Source organism: Negativicoccus succinicivorans, from assembly GCF_018373335.1.
GTDB lineage: Bacteria > Bacillota > Negativicutes > Veillonellales > Negativicoccaceae > Negativicoccus > Negativicoccus succinicivorans_A.
In genome coordinates this window covers 1-21,477 of the sequence record NZ_JAHAHH010000004.1, presented here as the reverse complement: position 1 = coordinate 21,477, position 21,477 = coordinate 1, and the positions used below count along the sequence as shown (strand labels likewise).

Below are 21,477 nucleotides of genomic sequence, written 5' to 3'. Positions count from 1 at the left end.
TCCCGCTCGGGATTCTTTTTTTGTGCTTATTTAACGGTTGCCCGTCACACACGCCAGTACCTTGGCATGTATTTCTTCCACCGTCAACAAACGGTCACCGTCCGTGCAGCGGATCCGGACCCAGCCGTAATGCGGCGCCAAAAGATCGTAGGCGGCATAGCAACGTGCCAAATATTCACGATCCGCTTCATGGATATCGGTCGCTTGCGCGGCCTGATCTTTATTTTGCGTGCGCGCCGCCAACAGCTTCTCGGAAACGTCACGCGGAATATCGAGCAAAATGACGAGATCGGGACGCGGCAATTCGAGCGTGCCGTATTCAAACGCGTCCAGCCACTGCAAAAATTCGCGTTTTTCTTTCGCGCTGCGCAGCTTGGTCATCTGATGCACCATGTTGGACGTCACGTAACGATCCGCGACTACCGTGCCGCCCGCTTCATAAAACGCGCCCCAGTCGCTTTTATACGACGCGTAACGGTCAACCGCGTACAAGGTGGAGGCCGCGTACGGGCTCACATCATCCGGATGCGCGCCGAATTCACCGGCCAGATACATGCGCACCGGTCCCGCCGCCGGACTCTCATAGTTCGGAAAGGTGACGCTTTTGACCCGCTCGCCGCGCGCCGTAAGCGCTTCTTTTAACAGAGCCGCCTGCGTAGCTTTCCCGCTGCCGTCAGCGCCTTCAAAGACAATCAGACGTCCTTTCATTTCGCTTCCTCCCGCGCCATTTCCTGCCAACGTTCGGGAGCCATGCCGCTCGCGGCTTGTGTTTTCGTGCGCACAATGGGAAGTTCCAAGACCAGCGGTTCTTGCAACGCCAAAGTCAGCGGATCAAAACTTTCGCCCGGGCGTACCGCGGCGCGAAAGACTTTCCCTTCCCGATCCAGCGGCAACGTTTTCAGGCGACTGCGAATATTTTCCAGTTCGCCGCGGCTGAGTCCTTTTTCCGTCAGATCCCGCCATTGAAATGTGATGCGCCGTTCTTTAAAAAAGCGTAACGCGTGCTGCGTGGCGCGATTTTTTTTCGTACCGATGATTTGAATCATTTGTTTTCCCCCACCAGTTGTTGCGCGAGTTTCGCCGCCTGCGCCAACTGCGCCGGTCGGATTTGCGCGAGCGCTTTGCGCAACGACGCGTGCAACGGATACTCGGCGAGTTCTTCCGGGCGCACCCAGCGATACGCCAAATGTTCAAAGGAAAGAGTGACTTTCTCCGTATCGGAACGGCAAATAAACATGACGCCGGTCAACGGCCGCACCGGATGCCGACGAAAATTCCACAGACCGACCGGCCCTAAAATATGCACGGTAAGACCGGTTTCCTCTTTGACTTCCCGCCGTAACGCCGCCGCGAAATCTTCGCCGAATTCCAAACCGCCGCCGGGAAACTCCCACGGATGACGGCCGGGACGATCCTTTTTTTGTAAAATTAAAATTCGTCCGCGGTGCCAAATAATCGCCTTGACGGACATACCCATCGTCCGTTGGCGAGGCTGTTTTCGCTGCATAATTCTCCTTGTAAAAAAACGTCCATGCCGTTCGGCATAGACGTTTTCGGTTACCTGCTACTTGCTATAGTTAGCGACATAATCGGTTCCCAGTCGCACATATTGTTCGAGCACGTTCGTCACGCGACGCAACGCCGCGCGATTCAATTGATGTAACGTTCGACCATGAGTGACGGACCGAATGAGCTCGCTGATTTCAAACCCGGTGTAACCGAGTACCGCTAACTGACTTGTCAGGGTATTAATCTTGCTCATGTTCCTACCTCCTTCATGCTTTCGCTACATATGTTCCTTTATGTAGTGGAGATAGTATAACCCAAAATAAGAACAGTTGTCAATTCAGCGCGTACGTTTGAGCGGATTGAAACGGTTCATCGCCAGATCCATGCCGAGCGTGCAGATGCCGACTGCCGCCTCGGCTGCCTGTTGAACCCCTTCCGCCATCGCCGTCGCGTCATCTTCCTGCGGACGCGCCAGCACATGATCAATGACGGTCCAGCCGGGTTGCGGCCGACCGATGCCGATGCGAACATGCGGAAATTGATCGGTGCCCAAATGCGCGATCACCGATTTCATCCCGTTGTGTCCGCCGGCGGAACCTTTGACCCGCAGGCGCAACTGGCCGACGGGCAAATCCATATCATCGTAAATCACGATTACGTCCGCCGGTGAAAGTTTGTAATAGCGCATGAGCGGACCGACCGCGTCGCCGCTCAAATTCATGAACGTTTGCGGCATGACCAGCATTACCTTTTCACCGTCGATGTTAATCGTCGCGGTATGCGCCTGATGCTCCTCTTTCCAGCGCGTCACGCCGTATTTTTCAGCGATCGCCGCGACCGCCATGAAACCGGCGTTATGACGCGTACCGGCGTACTTGCTGCCGGGATTTCCCAAGCCTACAATCAACTGCAAAACAAACCTCTATTTATCAAACAGTTTGCTGACGGAAACATTGTGGAAAATCCGCATGATCGCCTCGCCCAAGAGCGGCGCGACCGAGAGTTGCGTGATATTCGGCAGCTGTTTTTCCGCCGCAACCGGAATCGTATTCGTAATCATAAGTTCTTTAATATTCGACGCCGCCAGACGTTCCGTCGCCGGATCGGTCAGCACCGGATGCGTGCAGGCCGCGCGTACGGATTTCGCGCCGAAACGCTGCAATGCTTTCGCGCCTTCCACCAAAGAGCCCGCTGTATCGACGATATCATCGACGATAACACAGTTTTTGCCTTCGACGGAACCGATCAGATTCATGACTTCGGCAACCCCCGGACGCGGACGCCGTTTTTCAATGATCGCGATCGGCGCGCCGACGCGGTCCGCCAAGTCGCGCGCGCGAGTGACGCCGCCCAAGTCGGGCGAAACGATCATCAAATCCGGAATGTCCTGTTTGCGGATGTGCTTCGCTAAAATCGAAGCGGCTTTCAAGTGGTCCACGGGAATATCGAAGAATCCTTGAATTTGACCCGCGTGCAGATCAATCGTGACAAGACGGGTGATGCCGGAACGCTGCATGAGATCCGCCACGAGTTTCGCGGTGATCGGTTCACGGCCGCGCGTTTTGCGATCCTGACGCGCGTAACCGTAGTAGGGAACGACCGCGGTAATATGACGAGCCGAGGCGCGTCGTAACGCGTCCGCCATGATGAACAGTTCCATCAGGTTATCATTGGCGGGCGTACCCGTCGGTTGAATCAGGAAGACGTCAGTCCCCCGCACGCTTTCATCAATCATGACCTGGATTTCACCGTTATTAAACCGGCCGCAAAATGCTTTGCCGACAGGAATGCCGATATAGTCCGCGACCTCCTGGGCCAATTCCGGATGCGCCGTTCCGGTGAATAACTTCAGTTGTTTTCCTGTTTCGACTGACATGGTGTGATCTCCTTTATTTTGTTTCTTCCGCTTTCTTTACCCAATCTTCTTTGACAAATTGCCGAGCGCGCGCTACGGCGAGCGCTTTTTCCGGAACGTCTTTGGTAATCGTCGAGCCCGCGCCGATATAGGCGTCGCGACCGATGACAACCGGCGCTACCAGATTGCTGTTGCAGCCGACGAACGCTCCGTCTTCAATCGTCGTGCGATATTTCTTGTGACCGTCGTAGTTCACGGTAATGGTACCGCAACCGATGTTGACCCCGCCGCCGATATCGCTGTCGCCGAGATAACTCAAATGCGGCAGTTTGGTGCCTTCGCCGACGGTGCTGTTTTTCACTTCGACGAAGTTGCCGACTTTGACATGATCCGCGATCCTCGTATTCGGCCGCAAATGAACGTACGGGCCGATTTCGCAACCGCTGCCGACGCTCGCTTCATGCGCGTACGTGCGATGCAAATGCGAGTTGTCGCCGACCGTCGTGCGATCGAGTTCCGTATCCGGACCGATATGGCAACCGTTGCCGACAACCGTGCCGCTGCGCAAAATCGTCCCCGGTTCGAGAATCGTGTCTTGGCCGACACGAACGTCCGCGTCCACATAGGTGCGCGCCGGATCGATCAGCGTCACGCCCTGCGCCATCAGTTCCGCGTTTTTGCGCTGCCGCAAAATCGCTTCCGCCTGCGCCAATTGCGCGCGCGAATTCACGCCGAGCGTTTCGTCGCTGTCCGCGCAGGTCGCCGCCGTCACCGTTTCGCCGGCGCTGACCAGCAAATCAATGACATCGGTCAAATAGTATTCGCCTTGCGCGTTGTCATTGGTAATCCGTTGCAACTGCGGCCACAGTTTACGGGCGTCAAAGCAGTAGGTGCCGGTATTGACTTCCGTGACTTTTTTCTCTTCCGGCGACGCGTCTTTTTCTTCGACAATCTTGCGCACGTTCTGCGCCGCATCGCGAATAATCCGACCGTACCCCGTCGGGTCGGCGAACGTCGTCGTCAAAATCGTCGCCGCCGCCTGCTGTCGGGCATGCGTCGCGATCAGCTCCCGCAGGGTTTCGGCGCGCAAAAGCGGCGTATCGCCGCAGATGACGAGCACCGTGTCCGCGTCTTGTAACGCCTCTTGCGCGAGCATGAGAGCATGACCCGTTCCCAACTGTTCGGCTTGCTCAACGTAATGATACGCCGAACCGAGACGCTCGGCAACCCGATCGCCGCCGAAGCCGACAATCACGACCGCGTCGTCTGCGCCCGCCGCCTTCGCGCTCCGCAATACATGGGACACCATCGGTACGCCGCCGACTTCGTGCAACACTTTCGGTTGCCGCGATTTCATGCGCGTGCCTTTGCCTGCGGCTAAAACCGTCGCCACAAGTTTACTCATTCATTTCCTCCTCCGGTTCCAACTGAGGGCGAATTCTGACATGCCGTTCCACTTCATCGACGCCTTCCAACACCAGTAACGGCATATAGTCGCCGGTCATTTTCTCCCGCGGCTCCGCGGTGGCGACCAATACGCCGACGCCGACCGTTTGCGAACCCGATTCGTAGACAAGCTCTTTCATGCCTTTCGCGGTGCCGCCGGCTTTCATGAAGTCGTCAATAATCAACACCCGTTGATTCGGCGCGAGCGCCCGCTTGGTAAGCGACATCGTCTGAATTCGTTTAGTGGAACCCGAAACGTAATTAATGCTGATTGCCGATCCTTCCGTCACACGGCTGTCGCGCCGCGCGATGACCAGCGGTTTGTTAAATGCCCGCGCCACCATCATGGCCGGCAGGATCCCTTTTGTCTCCACTGTCATAATGCAGTCCGGTTGCGTGGCGGCAAAGCGGGTCATGAAAATTTCTCCCACTGCCGACATCCATTGCCAGTCGTACAAAATATCCGACATGTACAAAAATCCGCCCGCGATAATCCGATCGCCGCTTTCGAGTTTCGCCGCCATGGTTTCCAGCACCCGGTTGGCGGCGCGCCCCTTCCGATACGGGATGTAACGCACCCCGCCGGCCGCGCCGAAAACGGTCTCCAGCGACCCCAACCGATACGCATCAAAAGCGCGGCGTACCGACAGCAGATCTTCGCTCAATGTCGATTTGGCAATGCCGAAATAATCGCAAAAAAAAGACAAAGGGATCAGCTCATGCGGACGGTCCGCCAACATTTTAGTCAGCGCCGCCATACGTTCGACACGTCGAAGTTTTGGCATGAGATCACCTCTCTTCTGTAAGTATAGAATAGCATACTCATCACTAATTTTCATCAAAAAGTAGAATGAATTTATATTTTTTTCGCGGAGTATTCGCACAATGACGAACGTTCGCTTAATTTCGCTCATCGAGAAGGGCGAACGTTACCGATCCGCGGCGCGTACCGGCGGAAAACTTCTGATTCTCGGACGCAAAAAACCGGCCCGAAGGCCGGTTTAATGAATTCACTTATTTTTGCAATTTCGCTGCCACTTCCGGAGTTACGTCAACGATTTTTTCGTCTTTCGCTTTAGCGGCAATCTGAACCGGTTGCGCGAGGATGATATCCAGTTTCTGATCGCGCAATACGTCCTGCGTCGCTTTGTTCAAATCTTTTTGCAACGCCTCGGTCGCTTTTTCACGATCCTGCATGTAGGACTGAATCAAGGCTTTGTATTTGCCTTGCATCGCCTGCTGCTGTTCCTGCTGCGTTTTCATTTGGTTGAGGTCCGCTTCCATAGCTTTCAGCTGCGGCGCATACTGCTGTTCCACTTTCTGCATCTGCTGCACCATCGGCTGATATTTCGGGCTGGCCTGCAATGCCATGTCGACATTCAACACGCCGGTGCCCGCAGCGCACGCACTCAATACCGTACCGGCCGCCAATACGGCCGTCATCATACTTGTTTTAAACATAGTGTTTCCTCCTTAGTTACTACATAGTTACTACCTAGAAACTACATATATTTTACATGAATTGAGCCTGCTTGCCAAGTCGACCGCGCGGCTACACGCGCCCGAGTAACTCCCGCTCCGCCTGCTCCGCTTGCGTTTCCAGCGTTTTTTGGCGCGCTATTAGAAGTTTAGTATACTCATTTTCGGGCATATTTTTAATGTTGATGCGCACATTATAGAGCGCTCCGCGTATCGCGGCCGCGGCGAACAAGACGGCCAATTCCCCGTCCGAGCGCGCGCTCGCCACGCCCTTTTCCAAAACTTGCGCCGCCAACGGAAAAATCCGCGCGCACGCCTCGGCCAAAGCCAACGGTACTTCCGCCGCCACGCGCGTCGCCGCTTCATTTCGCGCCGCTCGGGAAGGGTCGTCTTTAGGCAATCGCCACGCGGCCACGAGCGCTCCGAACGCGTCCGCGTCTTTTTGAATATAGCTCAAAACCTCGGCGCGTAAACCTTCCGCCTCTTCGCGCACCGCTTGCATATCCTCATGCGCGTCGGCATAGCGTTCATTTTTCAATGTCAGTTCCGCGACCATTTGCGCCAACGCGACGGCCTGCGCCCCAACGAGCGCGCCGGCGCCGCCGCCGCCCGGTGTCGGTGCGGCGCTTGCCAAAGCGGCGGTGAATTCCGCGAGTGTCATTTGCGTGGGTTGATTCATAACGACTCCTTTGCGTTTTGTTTTCAGTATGCCATGCCCCCCGCCCGTTGGCAAGCATGCGCACGTGTCTGCTATAATTATTATATAGATGTTACGGTAAATTCGGAAAGGAGCGACACAATGAACAAATACATGGTTTTATTGAGCAAAGGTTACGAAGAAACGGAAGCGTTACTGGTGGTAACGTATTTGCGCCGCGCCAGCATCGATGTCGATACGATTTCGACAATGGACACGTTGGAAACGCTCGGCGATCACGATATCATGATCAAGGCGGATAAAAAATGGGATGAAATCCATCTCGACGATTACGCCGGCATTATTACGCCGGGCGGCATGATCGGTTCGGAAACGCTGGCCGCCGATCAACGCGTCACCAAGGCGATCAAAAATTTTCATGACGCGGGCAAACTGGTCGCGAGCATTTGCGCCAGCCCCATCGTGTTACACGCCGCGGGCATTGCCAAAGACATCGAAGGCGTGTGCTATCCGGGCATGGAAGAAGCCGTCGGTTTCAAAAAAGCGCATGAAGAAATCGTCTTCTTCGATCAAAACGTTTTGACGAGCCGCGGACCTTTGACCGCCCCCTTCTTCGCATTGAAATTAATCGACATCATCAAGGGCGAAGAAGCGAGAAATGATGTCGCGGGACAAATTTTGCTGCCGCTCGTCCAAAAGGCCCTCGTCGGCATGGCGCAAGGCAAATGCGCGTGCGGTACGACGGAAGGCGGCGAAAGCTGCGGCTGCGGCTGCGGTCATCACGAAGAAGAAAGCTGTTGCTGCGGCCATCATGAACACGCGGACAACTGCGGTTGCGGCCATCACGAAAAAGAAGGCGGCTGCTGCGGTCATCATCACTGATCAATGCGCCCGCGCTCCGCAATCGCATAAAAACAACAAAAAAAGCAGCTCAAACGAGCTGCTTTTTTTATTGCCTCTATACGATCGGTAAATCATTTTCCCGCGCGATTAAGGCTAAAATATCCGCGCGCGAGATCATGCCGACCAGCCGTTTATCTTTCACGACCGGCACATTTTTCAAATGGTCCTCGACCATCATATCCGTAACGGTATTGGAGTCGGCGTCCGGCTCGACGTACTCGACGTCTCTCGTCATGATTTCTTCGGCGCGCGTCGCCAATAACTTTTGAAACGTTTCTTCATATTGCCCGTAGCCGCTGTAATAAAGGCTGGCGCCCAAGACATTGACGTAGCGCGGCACGTGCGGGCGCACTTTTTTGTACAGGAGATCCCCTTCGGAAACAATCCCGAGCAACTCGTTATCATCGCCAACAACGGGAATCGCCGTCACCTTATTGCGGACAAATAACCGGATCAGTTCATGAATCGTCGTATCTTTGCTGCAGGTCAAGACATATTTGCTCATGATTTCAGTTGCTTTCATAGTCGTTACCTCCTCTTACTTATATGTTCTCTTTCGTTCGCCGATTTCCTTTTACGCGCCGGTGAAAAGATATACGCCCACGCCGGATAACGCCGTGATCAGACCGTAAGCGATACCGATCAGCCAGCGTTTCGGCGCGCTGACGGTGAAGTACCGCTGCTGCCGCGGATCGTGCCGTTGTGACCAAGTCTGCCGCGCCCGATAGATACCGAAGAACAAAATCAGAATCATCAACGGACTGAATGTATACCAGGCGGCGACGGCCATCACGATCAAACCGACCACCCATACCCAGGGGGAAAGGGCGGTGACGATGCGACCGCCGTCAAGCGGCGACACCGGAATCATATTAAAGAGCGTAATGAAAAAGCTGAAGTAGGCGATCGCCTGCACCAGTCCGGAATGATTAACGATGCCCCAGTACAGTGCGCACAGTCCCGCCACGAGCCCGAAGAACGGACCGCCCAGCGCGACGATCGCTTCCTGCCACGCGTCTTTCGGCGGCACTTTCATGGTGATCAACGCGCCCACGAACGGGATGAATACCGGCGCCGAGACCGGCATGCCGACCGCTTTCGCCGTGACGTAATGCCCGAACTCATGGATGGCGATCATCAACACGATGCCCGCCGCGTACCGCCAACCGTAAAATACCGCGTACGACCAGATCATGACGAACATGGAAACAGCCGTGCCCAAAAATTTCGTATATTTAAGCGCGAACAAGAGGCTCTTGCCTTTGCTCAGCAAGAGCAGCAGCATCGCCCCCAGACCGAGACCGGCCGATTTCTGAAAGCCGTTGCCGGAGTGTTGGCGCGGCGGTTCTTGCGGCGGCCGCTCAGTGGACCATTCGCGATCTTCGATCACTCGATATTCGCCGTCCGCGATCGGACCCTCGTCACGATCACGGCGCGGTTCGTTGTAACCTGTCATAAACGGGAACCATCACCCTCTGATTTCTAAAAAGTAGTAGACGCCGACGCCGACCAAAATAAGAATTAAAATAATCAACGGCACGATCGAGCGCGAGCCTTCTTCATCATCGCCGAATTCGGATTCTTCCCGCGCTTTGGCGGCGGCCTCTGCGGCCTCCTCCTCGGCGCGCAGTTCCGCTTCCTCCGCGGCGACGCGAGCCGCTTCCCGATCGGCGCGAATTTGTTCTGCGCGGCGCGCCATTTCCTCCGCCGACGCCGCCTGATCGGCAGCCGCCAGCGCTTGCACCGGCGGCAGTTCCGGCAATTCTTCCGGGATATATTCTTCGCCGAGTTCCGCTTTCGCGGCCGCTTCCTCCGCCTGACGCGCCATCATTTCGCGCCGTTGCGCGGTAATATCCTGCATATCGCGGTGCAAATTTTCCACCTTGCGGCGCATGACTTCTTTGCGAATCGCCTGCAGGAAAATCTGCAACGATTCCATCGCCGTCTGCAACGTATGAGCCGCGTTCGACCGGTATTCGAGATATTTGCGATACGCCCAGAGCACCGCCTGATGATGCCGCAAAATATCCGCCGGCGCTTCGGAGTGCGTATGCAGGTTGACGGCGATCTCTTTTTCTTTATTAAACATGCCGTTCAGGTGAAACGCCGCGCTGTTGATCTGCTGGTACAGATCGTTCACCCGACGCGCGAGGCTTTTCAATTCCTCTTCATACAAAAGATGCTGATTTTGCGTAAGTCCGCCCGCCGCGAGACCGTCAATGACTTCCGTCAAACCGTCGATGCCGCCCAAAAGCTGATGCGTGTTGGCCAACAAGTCGCGAAAATCGCTGAGCGCCGCCTGCGTATGCGCGCGCCGCGCCGTCATATAATGGTACGCCAAATTGACTTCGCGCGTTCCGTCCGCCGTCTTCGCATAGTAATGAGGCGTCGCCGCGAAAGCGCGTCGCGTGAAATGACCGTGACGGTGCGTGCGTGTTCGCGCCGCGCGAGTGACCACCGGCGTTGTGACAATCGGTTGCGCCGCCAACGCCTCCGCGCGGGCGGCGAGCCATTCATCACGTATCTCCCGCAACTGATTTTGCATCGTCAGCAGTTCTTCGCCGCTGGCCGCCGTCTGCGCGCGAAAACGTTCCGTAAATGTCGCCTGCTGATGAGGCGCGGTGGGAAACATCGACATGATGTTGGCATTGTCCTTGCGACTCTTGTCGATAATTTGCGCCCAATCTTTTTCCTGCTTGTTTTGATCCTGCTCGTTTGCCATGCCGTCACCTCTTACCAATGATAGGGTTCCCGATGATTAATTTTAGCGGCGCGGTAGAGTTGTTCCAATACCAGGTACCGCGTCATTTGATGCGTAAATGTCAAAGGCGAAAGCGCCCAGCGAAACTGCGCCCGCTGGCGCAAGTTCGCGCCGAGCCCGTACGCGCCGCCGATCGCCAGCGTCACTTCGCCGACGCCGTCGACCGCGAGATCCGCGAGCTTCGCCGCGAAATCCGTCGACGACAGTTCCTTACCGTGCAAATCCAGCACGATCAGGTAATCCTGCGGACGAATATGCTGCAGCAACGCGTTTCCTTCTTCTTCCAGCTGCGCTTCGCGCTCTTTTTCGCTCGGCCGCGTCGTCGTCTTGGCTTCCGGTACTTCGATGCATGTCAGTTCGCCGTACGGACGCAACCTTTTGATGTATTCCGCGCAAGCCTCTTTGAGAAAATCCTGTTTTAATTTGCCGACGCAAAGCAGACGATAGCGCATCAGCGCGCCTCCTGCAACGTCACTTCGGCGGTTCTCTCCATGCCTTCATGACGATACCCGAGCGTAACGGTCTGCCCCGGCGCCTGCGCGTCGATCTGCTGTCGCAACTCTTGAAGACTCGCGATCGCCTGACCGTTCACCACCGTCAGAAAATCGCCCGATCCCACATCGGTCATGCCGAGCGGTCCGCGCGGATCTTTTTTCACTACGAGAACACCGGTTTCGCCCGCCGGCCACTCGTAACCGTAACGAGCCGCAATGGCTTGATCGACCGCCCATACGCCGATGTAGGCGCGACGGATTTCGCCATGCTCAATCAATTCCTTTAAGATCGGTCGCGCCGCGTTGATCGGAATGGCAAAGCCCAAACCTTCCACGCCGTTATTCGCGATTTTGGCGCTGTTGATGCCGACCACCTTGCCCTCGGCGTTGACCAGCGCCCCGCCGCTGTTACCCTGGTTGATCGCCGCGTCCGTCTGAATCAACGGATAATGCTGTTCCAGCGGATTGATCGTGCGGTTTAACGCGGAAATCACGCCGACCGTCACCGTGCCGCGCAATTCCAAGCCCAACGGATTGCCGATCGCGATCGCCGGTTCGCCGACGACCAGTGAGCTCGAGTCGCCGAGTTCCGCCACCGGCAACGCTTCATGTTCAATTTTAATAACGGCGAGATCGGTGGCTTCATCGCGGCCGATCACTTTGCCGGTAATCGTTTCGTTTGTCGCCAACATGACGTTGACGTCATCGCTTGTACCCACTACATGGTAGTTGGTGACGATGTATCCCCGCTTATCGAAAATGACGCCGCTGCCGACGCTTTCGCCGACCAGCACGCGCCGATTGAACATATCGCGATCATACACTTTCGTGCTGATGCCCACCACCGCGGGCCCCACCTGTTTGACGGCCTGCACGATCGAAGTGTTGCGGACATTGGATAAAATCCGTTCTTCTTTCGGCGTATTCAAGGATTCCAAGTCGTTGCCGTCGCCTTGCGGCGCCCACCAGTGCCGTCCCAAAAAGACGCCCAGCAGCACCCCGATAATGATCAGCAGGACGACGATAATAATGATGTATTTACGATTGTTTCGCATTCTTTCTCCTCGTTCGTAATAGTTTTCGACGCGCAGCGCACATTTCCCAAAACGGCGCCGTGCTGCCAGTGAATCCCCGCCGCCTCGTCTTTAATACCGGTGGCGCCGAGCATTGCTTCCATCGCCGCGGCAACCGCCGCGCAAGTATTATTCGTTTCACTGCGATGCGCTAAAATAACATCCAGTCGTCGGCCCCGGTACAACCGAGCCAGCAAGCGGCCGGTTTCGCCGTTCGCCAAATGGCCGCGCGCACCCAAAATGCGTGCTTTCAAAAACGCGCTGTACGGTCCTTCGCGCAACATGTCGGGATCGTGGTTGGCTTCGAGCACCAGCAGCGTGGCTTCCCGCAACGCCGCCTCCACATCGGACGACACAAAGCCCAAGTCGGTGCAGACCGCGGCTTGCACGCGCGTCGCGGCGAACGTGAATCCGCCCGGATCTGCCGCGTCATGACTGATCGCGAACCGTTCCACATCCAAATCGCCGAGCGTAAACGGCCGCGTTATTTCCACAAAGCGGCGCGCGTACGTCACCGCGGTCTCGCCGAGCGCCTGAAACGTCGCGCGTGTCGTATACACCGGCAAAGGATAGCGCTTCAAAAACGCGGCTAAGCCTTTTACGTGATCGCTGTGTTCATGCGTCAGCAAAACGCCGGCCAGTTGCGCCGGATCGACATGCAGTTCCGCCAGCGCCTGCGTGATGCGGCGCGCGCTGATCCCACAATCGACCAGCACCTGCGTTCGCGGCGTGCGCACTAACGTGGCATTGCCCTTGCTCGAAGAGGCCAGCGTAACCATTTCGAGTTCCGGTCGTTCCGTCGCCGCCATGGTTTCACTCGGCGCGATGCGCGCCGTATCCTGCGCAGCGCTTTTAATCGTATTCTTTTCAGTATATTGACCGCGCCCGTTCGCAATCTCGCGCGCTAAATCTTCCAGTGTGTTAAACTGCGTTTTCGGCAATGTTTTCCCCCGTTCTTACATTAATTTTTATTATAGCATATGCGCGGCGGCGCGCACCTTTCCGCAAGCAAAAACAGCGGACATTTTGTCCGCTGTCTGAGGGTCATTGCTTTATTTTTTTGAGGTGATAAAACGCGCGATACGTTTCATGGCTTCGGCGAGGTTTTCCATGCTCGACGCATAGGAAATGCGCACGTGGCCTTTCCCCTGTTCGCCAAATGCCGAACCCGGCACGACGGCGACGCGTTCGGCGGCGAGTAAACCTTCGGCGAATTCGTTATCCGTAAGTCCCGTGCTGCGAATATCCGGGAAAATGTAGAAAGCGCCTTGCGGCTTCACGCAGGGCAAGCCCATTTTCGTCAGTTCGTCGTATACGAACAGGCGGCGACGGTCGTATTCCGCTTTCATCGCGGCGACATCCGCGTCGCATTCGCGCAACGCGGTGAGCGCTCCTTTCTGACTGGTTGTCGGCGCGCACATAATCGCGTACTGGTGGATCTTGAACATCGTTTCCGTGAGTTCGCGCGGCGCGCAGGCGTAACCGATGCGCATGCCGGTCATCGCGTAGGCTTTGGAAAAGCCGTTGAAAACGACGGTGCGTTCCCGCATGCCCGGTAACGACGCGATGCAGGTGTGAGCGCCTTCATACGTCAATTCCGCGTAGATTTCATCGGAAATGACGACAAGGTCATGCCGTTTCGCCACTTCAGCGATCGCCAGAAGCGATTCGCGATCCATGACCGTGCCCGTCGGGTTGTTCGGGAAACCGATCAGCAACACTTTTGTTTTCGCGGTAATATATTGTTCCAGCGCTTTGGCCGTCAGACGGAAACCGTCTTCCTGCCGCGTCGGAACGAGTACCGGTGTGCCTCCCGCCAGCGTCACGCAAGCCGGATACGCCACATAGGCCGGATCGGGGATCAGTACTTCATCTCCCGGATTCAACAGCGCGCGCAAAGTCATGTCGATCGCTTCCGAAACGCCGATCGTCACCGTGATCTCCGTCTTGGGATCGTATTCGACGCCGTAATGTTCGGCGAACAGTTTGGCGATTTCTTCACGCAAAGGTAAAATACCGGAATTGCCCGTGTAGGACGTTTCCCCTTTTTCCAGACTTGCGATGCAGGCTTGGATGACTTTGTCCGGCGCGTTGAAATCAGGTTCTCCCACGCCGAGTGAAATCACATTGTCCATGGTACTCGCCAAATCAAAAAATTTGCGAATGCCCGACGGCGGTATCGAAACGACCCGCGGCACCATTTTTGTTTTCCAGTCCATGCGGTCCTCCTTCAAATATATAATCTCACTTCATCATAGCAAAGACGCGCGCATGTTTCAATGCAATAAAAAGCCGCACCGCGGGGCGCGACTTTTTATTTTTTGCGGTCCTCTTATTACAGTTTTTTCAATGCTTCCAGGGCGCTCGCGAAGTCAACCTGATCGCTGGCTTCCGGCACGTATTCGATGTACCGCACGACATTGTCGCGATCGACGATGACCACGCCGCGCGAGAGCAGCCGCAGATCCGGAACGAGGTAACCGTATTTTTCACCGAATTCCGCCGTTTTGTGGTCGGAAAGCGTGACGACGCGATCCAATCCTTCCGCCGCGCAGAAACGTTCCTGCGCAAACGGCAAGTCCGTGCTCAACGCGATGACGACGACGTCATCGGCGAAATCGACCGCGTCTTTGTTGAACTGGCGAACCTGGTTTTGGCAAACCGGCGTATCCATCGACGGCATCGCCAAGAGAACTTTAATTTGGCCGTCCCAATCCGACAATTTTTTAGCCGTTAAATCCCGTGCGACCAACGTCGCGTCCGGCGCGGTATCACCGACTTTAATTTCCTTACCGGCGAGAGCCAATTCCTGACCATCCCATTTGGTAGTGCGTTTTTCCATAATATTTTCCTCCTCAGATAACATGTAAATGAATCGGTACACTTATATTATATCACGCGCGCCCCTTCGTCCGTGGTAAGATAATGACAATAAAGGAGGTCTTTATGACGCATTTATCTCTTCCCCGCTGGCAGGCCGCGTACGCCGTCACCGCGAACGATCGCGACGAAGCGGAGCAACTCGCTCATAATCTCGCCGTCGAACAGACGATTGAATATCCCTACGAATTGGTGGAAGGCACCTGGTACGCCGATGAAATGACCGGCCGTATCGAAGCCCTTGAACCGTTTAATGAAACGGAATGGAAAGTCACCGTCAGTTATCCCGCCGAAGCGGTGCAGTGTGAATTTTTACAGCTTTTGAATATGCTGTACGGAAATTCCTCATTGCAAATAAAAACGCGCTTGCTGGATTTCACGTTGAGTCCGGAACTCGCCGCCGAATACCCCGGTCCGCGGTACGGTCTTAACGGTTTGCGCGACTATTGGCAGGTCCCCTCCGGGCCGTTGGTAATGGCGGTGCTCAAACCCATCGGTCACAGCAGCCGCGAATTCGCCGCCATGGCGAGCGCCTTCGCCCGCGCGGGCGTGGCGGTGATAAAAGACGACCACAGTTTGCATAATCAACCATTTTCTCCCTTTCGGGAACGCGTGACGGTTTGCGTCAACGCAGTCGCGAACGCCAACGCGCAAACCGGCCACCACACAGCGTACTTGCCGAATATCACAAGCGCCGGCGTGGAATTGATCGAACGCGCGCTCTGCGCGCAGGAGCTCGGCGCGAACGGAATTATGGTAGCGCCGGCCTTGACCGGTTGGGGCAGTGTGCACGAACTCGCGAAGCATCCCGACTTCACCTTGCCCATTGTCTGCCACCCGTCCTGGAGCGGCCCGATGGTGCGCGGTCCGCGACCGGTGGTTTCCCCCTTCGTCTATAACGGTTTGTTTCCGCGCTTGGCCGGCGCCGACAGTGTCATCGTCGTGGGCGGCGGCGGCCGTTTCGGCGTGCGCAACGACGCGTGTCTGGCGAGCCGTGACGGCGCGCTCTGCGCGTGGGGAAATTGCCGCCCGCTGTTGCCCGCCATCGGCGGCGGCATGACGCTTGACGCCATCGCCGAATTGCCGCAAATCTACGGTGACGATATTATGTACCTCGTCGGCGGCGCGTTGTTCCGTGAAAGTCCCGATATCGAAGAAAACGCGCGCCGCTTTTTGGCAGGAGTCGAAGCGATCTATGCTCACGCCGGAAACGCTCGCTAAACTGACGCGGCTGCGCCGACTGTTAAAAGCCGACGAACGCGTCGTGCTCGCCTATTCGGGCGGTATTGATTCTTCACTGCTCGCGTACCTCGGTCAGCAAATGCTCGGCGACAATTTACTCGCCGTCACCTGCGTGAGTCCGCTGCTCCCGCCTGCGGAACGCATCGCGGCGCGCCGCTTTGCCGCAAATTACGGCATCCGCCACATGGAATGGCCGACGCCGGATCTCGACTGTGACGCCGTCGCGCAAAACGCGCCGGATCGCTGCTACCACTGCAAATATCGTCGCTTTGCCGCCTTGCTGGAGTACTCGCGCACGCACGGTTACCGGGCGGTCTGGGAAGGCAGCAATATGGACGACCTCGGCCAATACCGGCCGGGCTTACGGGCACTGCGGGAACTGCCCGTGACTTCGCCGTATCTCGGCGCGCACTTTACGAAAGCGGACATTCGCGATGTCGCCCGCCATCTCGGTCTGCCCATTTGGGATAAACCGGCCGCGCCCTGTCTCGCCACCCGCTTTCCGTACGGAACCGAACTCGACGCGCAAACATTGACTAAAATCGCGGTAGTGGAAACTCTTTTGCGCGCCGTCTTGGGCGAACCGTTGCGGCTGCGCTATGACGGTCGCGCCGCGACGATTGAAGCGGATGCCAATCGATTGGCGCGCATCTCCGCGAAGCGTAAACAAAAATTATTGCAATGCGTTCGCCAATTCGGTATCGCGGCTGTGCAATTCGCGCCCGACGGCTACCGAAGCGGCCGCTATGATCATGAAGACAATAAAAAAACACCTCGCTGAGGTGTTTTTTTATTGAATAGCTTCTTGAAAGCCGCGCCGAAATTCGGTCGCGCCGCCGTTCGCCGGATGGCGTAACGCGACGCTTGGAATGCCGCCCTGCGCGAGCATCTGTTGCGCTTTGCGACCGATCGCGAAAATCAGCGGCGGCCGATACATGTCGATAATCCGTCGCGCGAACGTCAGTCCCGCGGCGAGTTCCGCTTCCTGCGGCGTGCGATTGGCGAGCGGATTCGTCTGCGGATACGGGTGAAACGGAAAAATATTCCAAAGCAAAAAGGATTCCGGTTGCAGTCCCGCGTCCAGTGCCGCCTGCCACACCATGGTATCCGTCGGTTCGTTATAGCCGAGGCGGGCGCGCGTGTTCGGCATCTCGTCCGTCACGCGCGATGTGCGTTCGACCGTTTCCGGCGTCAGAAAAATATCCTGCGGGCCGACGCGTTTGTGATGTCCCAAAAGCATGCGTTCGCAGGTCAGCGCAATTCCGGAAAAGCGGCAGCCCTGATACCCCGCCGCCTCCGCCAGCAGCAACACGCGCGGCGCGGGTCGCACCGCCAGGTAGCGGCGCAAATAGTCACGCCGACACGCCGCCGCGCCCGGCAAATCGAGTTCCGTCTCGTCCTGCTCGCGCCAGGGATTCGCGACATCGTCACTCGTATACGCGCGCAAATCTGCAAGCAACGCTTCGATATCGCTCTCCATTATCCCTCCGCCGGACTTCGTAACGAAGCCGTATTCACGTAAATATCACCGGAATGAAAACTTTCTTTCAACTGCAAAAGAGGCGCGTACGGTTCATCGAAAAAGTGCTTGCGCTGCGAACGCGGCACCAACAACGTCACTTCCTCATCGCGCTCCAGTACCTCCATAAACTCTTCCTCCGTCATCTGCGGCATCGTGTACTTACCCGCCCACACCTCATTTTTTTCTTCATTACGATCGGCAAAAATCGGCACGATCCCCGCATAAAACGGGAACGAGGTCGTGTACGAGCGGTAGCAGTAGTGAACGCCCGGCTCCGCGGCCCACGCCGACGTGAGTTCTTCCGTGCTCCGATCACGCAGCACCGACGGCAATCCTTCCGCTGTCAGCAAAAGGGAAGCGATCACCAGCATCCACGCAATCCGCGCGAAACGACCCGCGCGGGAACCGTTGCGACGACTGCGCCACAACGTGTACGCGAAGAAAATCAAAAGCACGGCGGCCAAGCCGATCAGCGAACGCTGCGAGTAAGCCGTTGCGCCGAGATACAAGGCCGTCATGAAAAAGGCGGGCGCCGTGAGCCACGCGTCATATTTGTTGCAGCCGCTGTCAACCGCGCGCAGCCAGGCGCGTACCGCGAGCAACACCAGCGGCAAAATCGCGATATACGTATACGTGATGTACTTGGTCGCCATCGCCGTGTAAAAGAGCAATGTGACCACAGTCCAAACCACGCAGAAACGATACGCCGCCGACGTTTCCCAACGCGCGCGAACGATCTCCCGCAACGCTAACGGCGTCCACGGCAGCACCGAAAGCGGCAAAATCAGCAAGTAATAATACCAGTGATTATCCTCGGGATGTTCGGAAACCGTGGCCCGCGTAATATTGTGCAGACCCAGGAAACCTTCAATAAAATCCGCGCCGTGCGTCATGTACATCGTGACGTACCAAGGCGCCGCCACGAGGAAAAACACGGCGATGCCCGCCGGGTCAAACAGGCGTTTCCAGCGGCGCGCGTCGGGCGTCACGGCGAGCCAGACCAATAAAATCAAGCCCGGCAGCACAAGTCCCACCGGCCCTTTGGTAAGCACGGCCAACCCCGCGCCCGCGTACGCGAGCATCATGCAGCGACGCGAATTTTCCGTCAAACCGCGATACGCGCCGTACATCGTCACCGCCGTCCACAAAAGCAGCGCCGGATCCGTGACCACGCCGCGGCTGAGCACCCAAAACGCAAATGTCGTCAGCAAAAATAAACCGCTGTACCAGTACGCGTCTTTGCGCCGCCAAAAACATTCGCCCAAAACGCCCGTCATCACGACTGTCGCCGCTCCCATGACCGCGCCGGGCAAACGCGACGCGAAATCGCCGAACCCGAACAACGCGTAGGAAATTTCCAGCAGCCAATACGCGAAAATCGGTTTATCAAACCAGTAATGTCCGTAAATCTGCGGCGATATCCAGTTTCCTGCCAGCACCATTTCTTTCGCCGTCAAAGCGTAGTTGGACTCCACCGGATCCGTCACCGGTAAATTCCAATTAAACGCGCACAACGTGATCAGCGCCAGCAGAAACAGGCCGCCGTACTTGCGCCATAATAATATATTCTTCAAAACGTCGCCTCACTCAACGACCCAAATCCAACACGATATCCACCGGGCAGTGGTCGCTTCCCATGACTTCGGGATAAATCCGCGCTTCCTGAATCTTCGGCGCCAGACGATCCGACACCAGGAAATAATCAATTCTCCACCCGACATTGCGTTCGCGCGATTTCGCGAAATAACTCCACCACGTGTACGCGTCGATCGCGTCCGGATACAGGTAACGGAATGAATCGGTAAAGCCGGCATCCAGCAACTTCGTCATCATATCGCGTTCTTCATCGGTGAAACCGGCGTTGCGACGATTCGTCTTCGGATTTTTCAAATCGATTTCTTTATGCGCCACATTCAAATCGCCGCACAACACGACCGGCTTCTCCTCGTTCAACGCCAACAAATACGCGCGGAACGCGTCTTCCCAAGTCATACGGTAGTCGAGCCGCGCGAGCTCCCGCTGACTGTTCGGCGTATAGCAGGTGACGAGGTAATGATCCGGATATTCGAGCGTAATCACGCGCCCCTCCTGATCATGCTCTTCGATCGCGATCCCGTACGATACATGCAGCGGTTCATGTTTCGTGAAAATGGCGGTGCCGCTATAACCTTTTTTGACGGCGCTGTTCCAAAACTGATAGTAGCCCGGCAAATCCAACTCCATTTGGTGCGGCTGCATTTTCGTTTCCTGCAGACAAACCGCGTCCGCGGCGAATTCATCAAATCGTTCCATAAAACCTTTACGCACAGCCGCGCGTAAACCGTTGACATTCCAAGATACGTAATGCATGAAATCCTCCTTTACTGTCCGTTCTATTGTATGAAACTCGCCGCGCGTTTGTCAAAATAAGCGCCGTTATTTTACATAACCGATCCACGTAAAGCACTCGCGCTGTGCTATAATAAACAAAAATTTAGGAGGAGGACTGCGATGAAACGGGTAGTGATAACGGTGCTCGGCGCGGATCGCGTCGGCATCATCGCGGCGGTCACCAAAGTGCTCGCCGAACAAAAAATCAATGTGTTATCGATTAATCAAACCATTTTAGACGGTTTCTTCAACATGGTGCTGATGGGCGACATGACGGATGCGGAATTGGATATGCAAACCTTGCAAAAACAGTTCGCGGAGCTCGGTGAAAGCATGGGGCTGGATATTCGCGCGCAACTCGCCGATGTGTTTTATAAAATGCACCGCGTGTAGGAGGTTCTATGCTGGATATTGAAGATATTTTAGCCACTCGCCGCATGTTTGAGGAAAATCGTCTGGACGTGCGCACCGTCACGCTCGGCGTTTCCCTGCGCGGCTGCGTTGACCGCGACGGCGAAGCCATGTGTCAAAAAATCTACGATCACATTTGTCGCGTCGCGGAAAATCTCGTTCCCACCGCGGAAGCCATTTCCCGTGAATACGGCGTGCCGATCATCAATAAGCGCGTCGCCGTCACGCCGATTTCGCTCGTCGCGGAAGCGAGCGACCTGACCGATTATGTGCCGGTCGCGCAGGCCTTGGATCGCGCCGCGAAAACATGCGGCATTGATTTTATCGGCGGTTTTTCCGCGCTCGTGCAAAACGGCATCACGCGCGGCGACCAGATTTTGCTCGATTCCGTTCCGGAAGCACTGGCGACCACCGATCGCGTCTGCTCCTCCATCGGCATCGGCTCCACAAAATCAGGCATTAATATGGACGCCGTGCGGCAAATCGGCGAAATCATCAAAAAAACGGCCGCTTTAACCGCCGACAACGACGCTTTGGGCTGCGCCAAACTCGTAGCGTTCTGCAATCCGGTCGAAGACAATCCGTTCATGGCGGGCGCATTCCACGGCGTAACGCAAGGCGATCTCGCCGTTCACGTCGGTGTCTCCGGTCCGGGCGTTGTCAAACGGGCGCTTGAAGAAGTACGCGGCGAATCGTTTGATGTCGTCGCGGAAACGATCAAAGAAACGGCGTTCATGGTCACGCGCGTCGGTCAGCTCGTCGCGCAGGTGGCGGCGGAGCGTCTGCACGCGCCGTTCGGCATCATCGACCTGTCGCTCGCGCCGACGAGTGAAATCGGCGACAGCGTCGCCAAAATCTTGGAAGAAATGGGTCT

26 protein-coding genes are annotated in these 21,477 nt (G+C 56.3%); 5 read left to right on the top strand and 21 right to left on the bottom strand.

Translation table 11 applies throughout. The features are described 5' to 3' along the window. Window positions 1–30 precede the first annotated feature (30 nt). The 10 genes from KH813_RS00945 to KH813_RS00900 all read right to left on the bottom strand — a co-directional run bounded on the left by KH813_RS00945 (window position 31) and on the right by KH813_RS00900 (window position 6,968). Complete coding sequence (locus KH813_RS00945) at window positions 31–708, bottom strand: thymidylate kinase (protein WP_303992085.1); 678 nt, start codon at window positions 706–708, stop codon at window positions 31–33. Then, window positions 705–1,046 carry an arsenate reductase family protein gene (locus tag KH813_RS00940; RefSeq protein ID WP_303992083.1) on the bottom strand — a complete coding sequence of 114 codons (342 nt, stop codon included), beginning with the start codon at window positions 1,044–1,046 and terminating at the stop codon, window positions 705–707. Before KH813_RS00940 ends, KH813_RS00945 begins: the two co-directional genes overlap by 4 nt. After that, window positions 1,043–1,507: an NUDIX domain-containing protein gene (locus tag KH813_RS00935; protein WP_303992081.1), complete on the bottom strand. Its 465-nt coding sequence runs from the start codon at window positions 1,505–1,507 to the stop codon at window positions 1,043–1,045. The genes KH813_RS00940 and KH813_RS00935 overlap by 4 nt, the downstream gene beginning before the upstream one ends. A 57-nt stretch (window positions 1,508–1,564) precedes the next feature. Continuing rightward, a complete protein-coding gene (locus KH813_RS00930; RefSeq protein WP_303992078.1) occupies window positions 1,565–1,762 on the bottom strand; it encodes a hypothetical protein in 198 nt (65 codons plus the stop codon). A gap of 84 nt (window positions 1,763–1,846) precedes the next feature. After that, window positions 1,847–2,422 (bottom strand): aminoacyl-tRNA hydrolase, encoded by a 576-nt coding sequence (pth, locus tag KH813_RS00925; protein WP_303992075.1) that lies wholly within the window; start codon window positions 2,420–2,422, stop codon window positions 1,847–1,849. Between the two features lie 9 nt (window positions 2,423–2,431). Next, entirely contained in the window at window positions 2,432–3,385 is a 954-nt protein-coding gene (locus KH813_RS00920; protein WP_303992072.1) for a ribose-phosphate pyrophosphokinase, read from the bottom strand. 13 nt (window positions 3,386–3,398) lie between these two features. Further along, complete coding sequence (gene glmU / locus KH813_RS00915; RefSeq protein ID WP_303992069.1) at window positions 3,399–4,769, bottom strand: bifunctional UDP-N-acetylglucosamine diphosphorylase/glucosamine-1-phosphate N-acetyltransferase GlmU; 1,371 nt, start codon at window positions 4,767–4,769, stop codon at window positions 3,399–3,401. Beyond that, window positions 4,762–5,595 (bottom strand): pur operon repressor, encoded by an 834-nt coding sequence (purR, locus tag KH813_RS00910; RefSeq protein WP_303992066.1) that lies wholly within the window; start codon window positions 5,593–5,595, stop codon window positions 4,762–4,764. The genes glmU and purR overlap by 8 nt, the downstream gene beginning before the upstream one ends. A 229-nt stretch (window positions 5,596–5,824) precedes the next feature. After that, window positions 5,825–6,271, bottom strand: a complete 447-nt coding sequence (locus KH813_RS00905; protein ID WP_303992063.1) for an OmpH family outer membrane protein — start codon at window positions 6,269–6,271, stop codon at window positions 5,825–5,827. A gap of 91 nt (window positions 6,272–6,362) precedes the next feature. Beyond that, window positions 6,363–6,968, bottom strand: coding sequence for a cyclodeaminase/cyclohydrolase family protein (locus KH813_RS00900; RefSeq protein ID WP_303992062.1), 606 nt, complete (start codon window positions 6,966–6,968; stop codon window positions 6,363–6,365). Window positions 6,969–7,088: 120 nt separating this feature from the next. Here KH813_RS00900 and KH813_RS00895 point away from each other — a divergent pair, with 120 nt between their 5' ends. Next, on the top strand, window positions 7,089–7,829 hold the full coding sequence (locus tag KH813_RS00895) for a DJ-1 family glyoxalase III (protein WP_303992060.1): 741 nt from the start codon (window positions 7,089–7,091) through the stop codon (window positions 7,827–7,829). Window positions 7,830–7,905: 76 nt separating this feature from the next. Here the strand turns inward: KH813_RS00895 and KH813_RS00890 are convergent, their stop codons facing one another. From KH813_RS00890 to tpx, 8 genes are all read right to left on the bottom strand, one after another. Then, entirely contained in the window at window positions 7,906–8,373 is a 468-nt protein-coding gene (locus KH813_RS00890) for a CBS domain-containing protein (protein WP_303992057.1), read from the bottom strand. Between the two features lie 51 nt (window positions 8,374–8,424). Continuing rightward, window positions 8,425–9,306: a site-2 protease family protein gene (locus KH813_RS00885; protein WP_303992054.1), complete on the bottom strand. Its 882-nt coding sequence runs from the start codon at window positions 9,304–9,306 to the stop codon at window positions 8,425–8,427. 12 nt (window positions 9,307–9,318) lie between these two features. Next, window positions 9,319–10,572, bottom strand: coding sequence for a hypothetical protein (locus KH813_RS00880; RefSeq protein WP_303992053.1), 1,254 nt, complete (start codon window positions 10,570–10,572; stop codon window positions 9,319–9,321). Window positions 10,573–10,583: 11 nt separating this feature from the next. After that, a complete protein-coding gene (locus KH813_RS00875; protein WP_303992051.1) occupies window positions 10,584–11,063 on the bottom strand; it encodes a 23S rRNA (pseudouridine(1915)-N(3))-methyltransferase RlmH in 480 nt (159 codons plus the stop codon). Continuing rightward, window positions 11,063–12,160: a S1C family serine protease gene (locus KH813_RS00870; RefSeq protein WP_303992048.1), complete on the bottom strand. Its 1,098-nt coding sequence runs from the start codon at window positions 12,158–12,160 to the stop codon at window positions 11,063–11,065. The genes KH813_RS00875 and KH813_RS00870 overlap by 1 nt, the downstream gene beginning before the upstream one ends. Further along, window positions 12,115–13,119, bottom strand: coding sequence for an MBL fold metallo-hydrolase (locus KH813_RS00865; RefSeq protein ID WP_303992045.1), 1,005 nt, complete (start codon window positions 13,117–13,119; stop codon window positions 12,115–12,117). Before KH813_RS00865 ends, KH813_RS00870 begins: the two co-directional genes overlap by 46 nt. A 111-nt stretch (window positions 13,120–13,230) precedes the next feature. Continuing rightward, complete coding sequence (locus tag KH813_RS00860; RefSeq protein ID WP_303992043.1) at window positions 13,231–14,397, bottom strand: pyridoxal phosphate-dependent aminotransferase; 1,167 nt, start codon at window positions 14,395–14,397, stop codon at window positions 13,231–13,233. 116 nt (window positions 14,398–14,513) lie between these two features. Then, on the bottom strand, window positions 14,514–15,020 hold the full coding sequence (gene tpx / locus KH813_RS00855; RefSeq protein ID WP_075939514.1) for a thiol peroxidase: 507 nt from the start codon (window positions 15,018–15,020) through the stop codon (window positions 14,514–14,516). Between the two features lie 104 nt (window positions 15,021–15,124). Between tpx and KH813_RS00850 the strand changes: the two genes are divergently transcribed. Both KH813_RS00850 and larE read left to right on the top strand, forming a co-directional pair. Further along, window positions 15,125–16,279 (top strand): RuBisCO large subunit C-terminal-like domain-containing protein, encoded by a 1,155-nt coding sequence (locus KH813_RS00850; protein ID WP_303992038.1) that lies wholly within the window; start codon window positions 15,125–15,127, stop codon window positions 16,277–16,279. After that, window positions 16,254–17,081 (top strand): ATP-dependent sacrificial sulfur transferase LarE, encoded by an 828-nt coding sequence (gene larE, locus KH813_RS00845; RefSeq protein ID WP_303992034.1) that lies wholly within the window; start codon window positions 16,254–16,256, stop codon window positions 17,079–17,081. The genes KH813_RS00850 and larE overlap by 26 nt, the downstream gene beginning before the upstream one ends. A gap of 9 nt (window positions 17,082–17,090) precedes the next feature. Here larE and KH813_RS00840 read toward each other — a convergent pair whose 3' ends face one another. From KH813_RS00840 to KH813_RS00830, 3 genes are read right to left on the bottom strand one after another with little or no spacing between them, the layout of a single operon-like run. Continuing rightward, on the bottom strand, window positions 17,091–17,780 hold the full coding sequence (locus KH813_RS00840; RefSeq protein WP_303992031.1) for a uracil-DNA glycosylase: 690 nt from the start codon (window positions 17,778–17,780) through the stop codon (window positions 17,091–17,093). Next, entirely contained in the window at window positions 17,780–19,396 is a 1,617-nt protein-coding gene (locus KH813_RS00835) for a glycosyltransferase family 39 protein (RefSeq protein WP_303992029.1), read from the bottom strand. The genes KH813_RS00840 and KH813_RS00835 overlap by 1 nt, the downstream gene beginning before the upstream one ends. A 13-nt stretch (window positions 19,397–19,409) precedes the next feature. Further along, the gene (locus KH813_RS00830) at window positions 19,410–20,171 is read right to left on the bottom strand and encodes an exodeoxyribonuclease III (RefSeq protein WP_303992026.1); all 762 of its coding nucleotides are present in this window, start codon (window positions 20,169–20,171) and stop codon (window positions 19,410–19,412) included. 141 nt (window positions 20,172–20,312) lie between these two features. On the opposite strand from KH813_RS00830, the gene KH813_RS00825 reads away from it, so the two are divergent. Next, window positions 20,313–20,585 carry an ACT domain-containing protein gene (locus tag KH813_RS00825; RefSeq protein ID WP_024047991.1) on the top strand — a complete coding sequence of 91 codons (273 nt, stop codon included), beginning with the start codon at window positions 20,313–20,315 and terminating at the stop codon, window positions 20,583–20,585. A gap of 8 nt (window positions 20,586–20,593) precedes the next feature. After that, window positions 20,594–21,477: DUF711 family protein (locus KH813_RS00820; RefSeq protein ID WP_303992021.1), on the top strand; the 884-nt coding region annotated here is incomplete at its 3' end.

Bases quoted from the DNA above. Each gene is read 5' to 3' on its own strand.
- KH813_RS00830 (WP_303992026.1), bottom strand. From the start codon at position 20,171: ATGCATTACGTATCTTGGAATGTCAACGGTTTACGCGCGGCTGTGCGT.
- KH813_RS00930 (WP_303992078.1), bottom strand. From the start codon at position 1,762: ATGAGCAAGATTAATACCCTGACAAGTCAGTTAGCGGTACTCGGTTAC.
- KH813_RS00935 (WP_303992081.1), bottom strand. From the start codon at position 1,507: ATGCAGCGAAAACAGCCTCGCCAACGGACGATGGGTATGTCCGTCAAG.
- KH813_RS00870 (WP_303992048.1), bottom strand. From the start codon at position 12,160: ATGCGAAACAATCGTAAATACATCATTATTATCGTCGTCCTGCTGATC.
- KH813_RS00885 (WP_303992054.1), bottom strand. From the start codon at position 9,306: ATGACAGGTTACAACGAACCGCGCCGTGATCGTGACGAGGGTCCGATC.
- glmU (WP_303992069.1), bottom strand. From the start codon at position 4,769: ATGAGTAAACTTGTGGCGACGGTTTTAGCCGCAGGCAAAGGCACGCGC.
- KH813_RS00860 (WP_303992043.1), bottom strand. From the start codon at position 14,397: ATGGACTGGAAAACAAAAATGGTGCCGCGGGTCGTTTCGATACCGCCG.
- larE (WP_303992034.1), top strand. From the start codon at position 16,254: ATGCTCACGCCGGAAACGCTCGCTAAACTGACGCGGCTGCGCCGACTG.
- KH813_RS00880 (WP_303992053.1), bottom strand. From the start codon at position 10,572: ATGGCAAACGAGCAGGATCAAAACAAGCAGGAAAAAGATTGGGCGCAA.
- KH813_RS00940 (WP_303992083.1), bottom strand. From the start codon at position 1,046: ATGATTCAAATCATCGGTACGAAAAAAAATCGCGCCACGCAGCACGCG.
- KH813_RS00900 (WP_303992062.1), bottom strand. From the start codon at position 6,968: ATGAATCAACCCACGCAAATGACACTCGCGGAATTCACCGCCGCTTTG.
- KH813_RS00850 (WP_303992038.1), top strand. From the start codon at position 15,125: ATGACGCATTTATCTCTTCCCCGCTGGCAGGCCGCGTACGCCGTCACC.
- KH813_RS00920 (WP_303992072.1), bottom strand. From the start codon at position 3,385: ATGTCAGTCGAAACAGGAAAACAACTGAAGTTATTCACCGGAACGGCG.
- purR (WP_303992066.1), bottom strand. From the start codon at position 5,595: ATGCCAAAACTTCGACGTGTCGAACGTATGGCGGCGCTGACTAAAATG.
- KH813_RS00890 (WP_303992057.1), bottom strand. From the start codon at position 8,373: ATGAAAGCAACTGAAATCATGAGCAAATATGTCTTGACCTGCAGCAAA.
- KH813_RS00895 (WP_303992060.1), top strand. From the start codon at position 7,089: ATGAACAAATACATGGTTTTATTGAGCAAAGGTTACGAAGAAACGGAA.
- KH813_RS00905 (WP_303992063.1), bottom strand. From the start codon at position 6,271: ATGTTTAAAACAAGTATGATGACGGCCGTATTGGCGGCCGGTACGGTA.
- KH813_RS00825 (WP_024047991.1), top strand. From the start codon at position 20,313: ATGAAACGGGTAGTGATAACGGTGCTCGGCGCGGATCGCGTCGGCATC.
- KH813_RS00840 (WP_303992031.1), bottom strand. From the start codon at position 17,780: ATGGAGAGCGATATCGAAGCGTTGCTTGCAGATTTGCGCGCGTATACG.
- KH813_RS00875 (WP_303992051.1), bottom strand. From the start codon at position 11,063: ATGCGCTATCGTCTGCTTTGCGTCGGCAAATTAAAACAGGATTTTCTC.
- KH813_RS00945 (WP_303992085.1), bottom strand. From the start codon at position 708: ATGAAAGGACGTCTGATTGTCTTTGAAGGCGCTGACGGCAGCGGGAAA.
- tpx (WP_075939514.1), bottom strand. From the start codon at position 15,020: ATGGAAAAACGCACTACCAAATGGGATGGTCAGGAATTGGCTCTCGCC.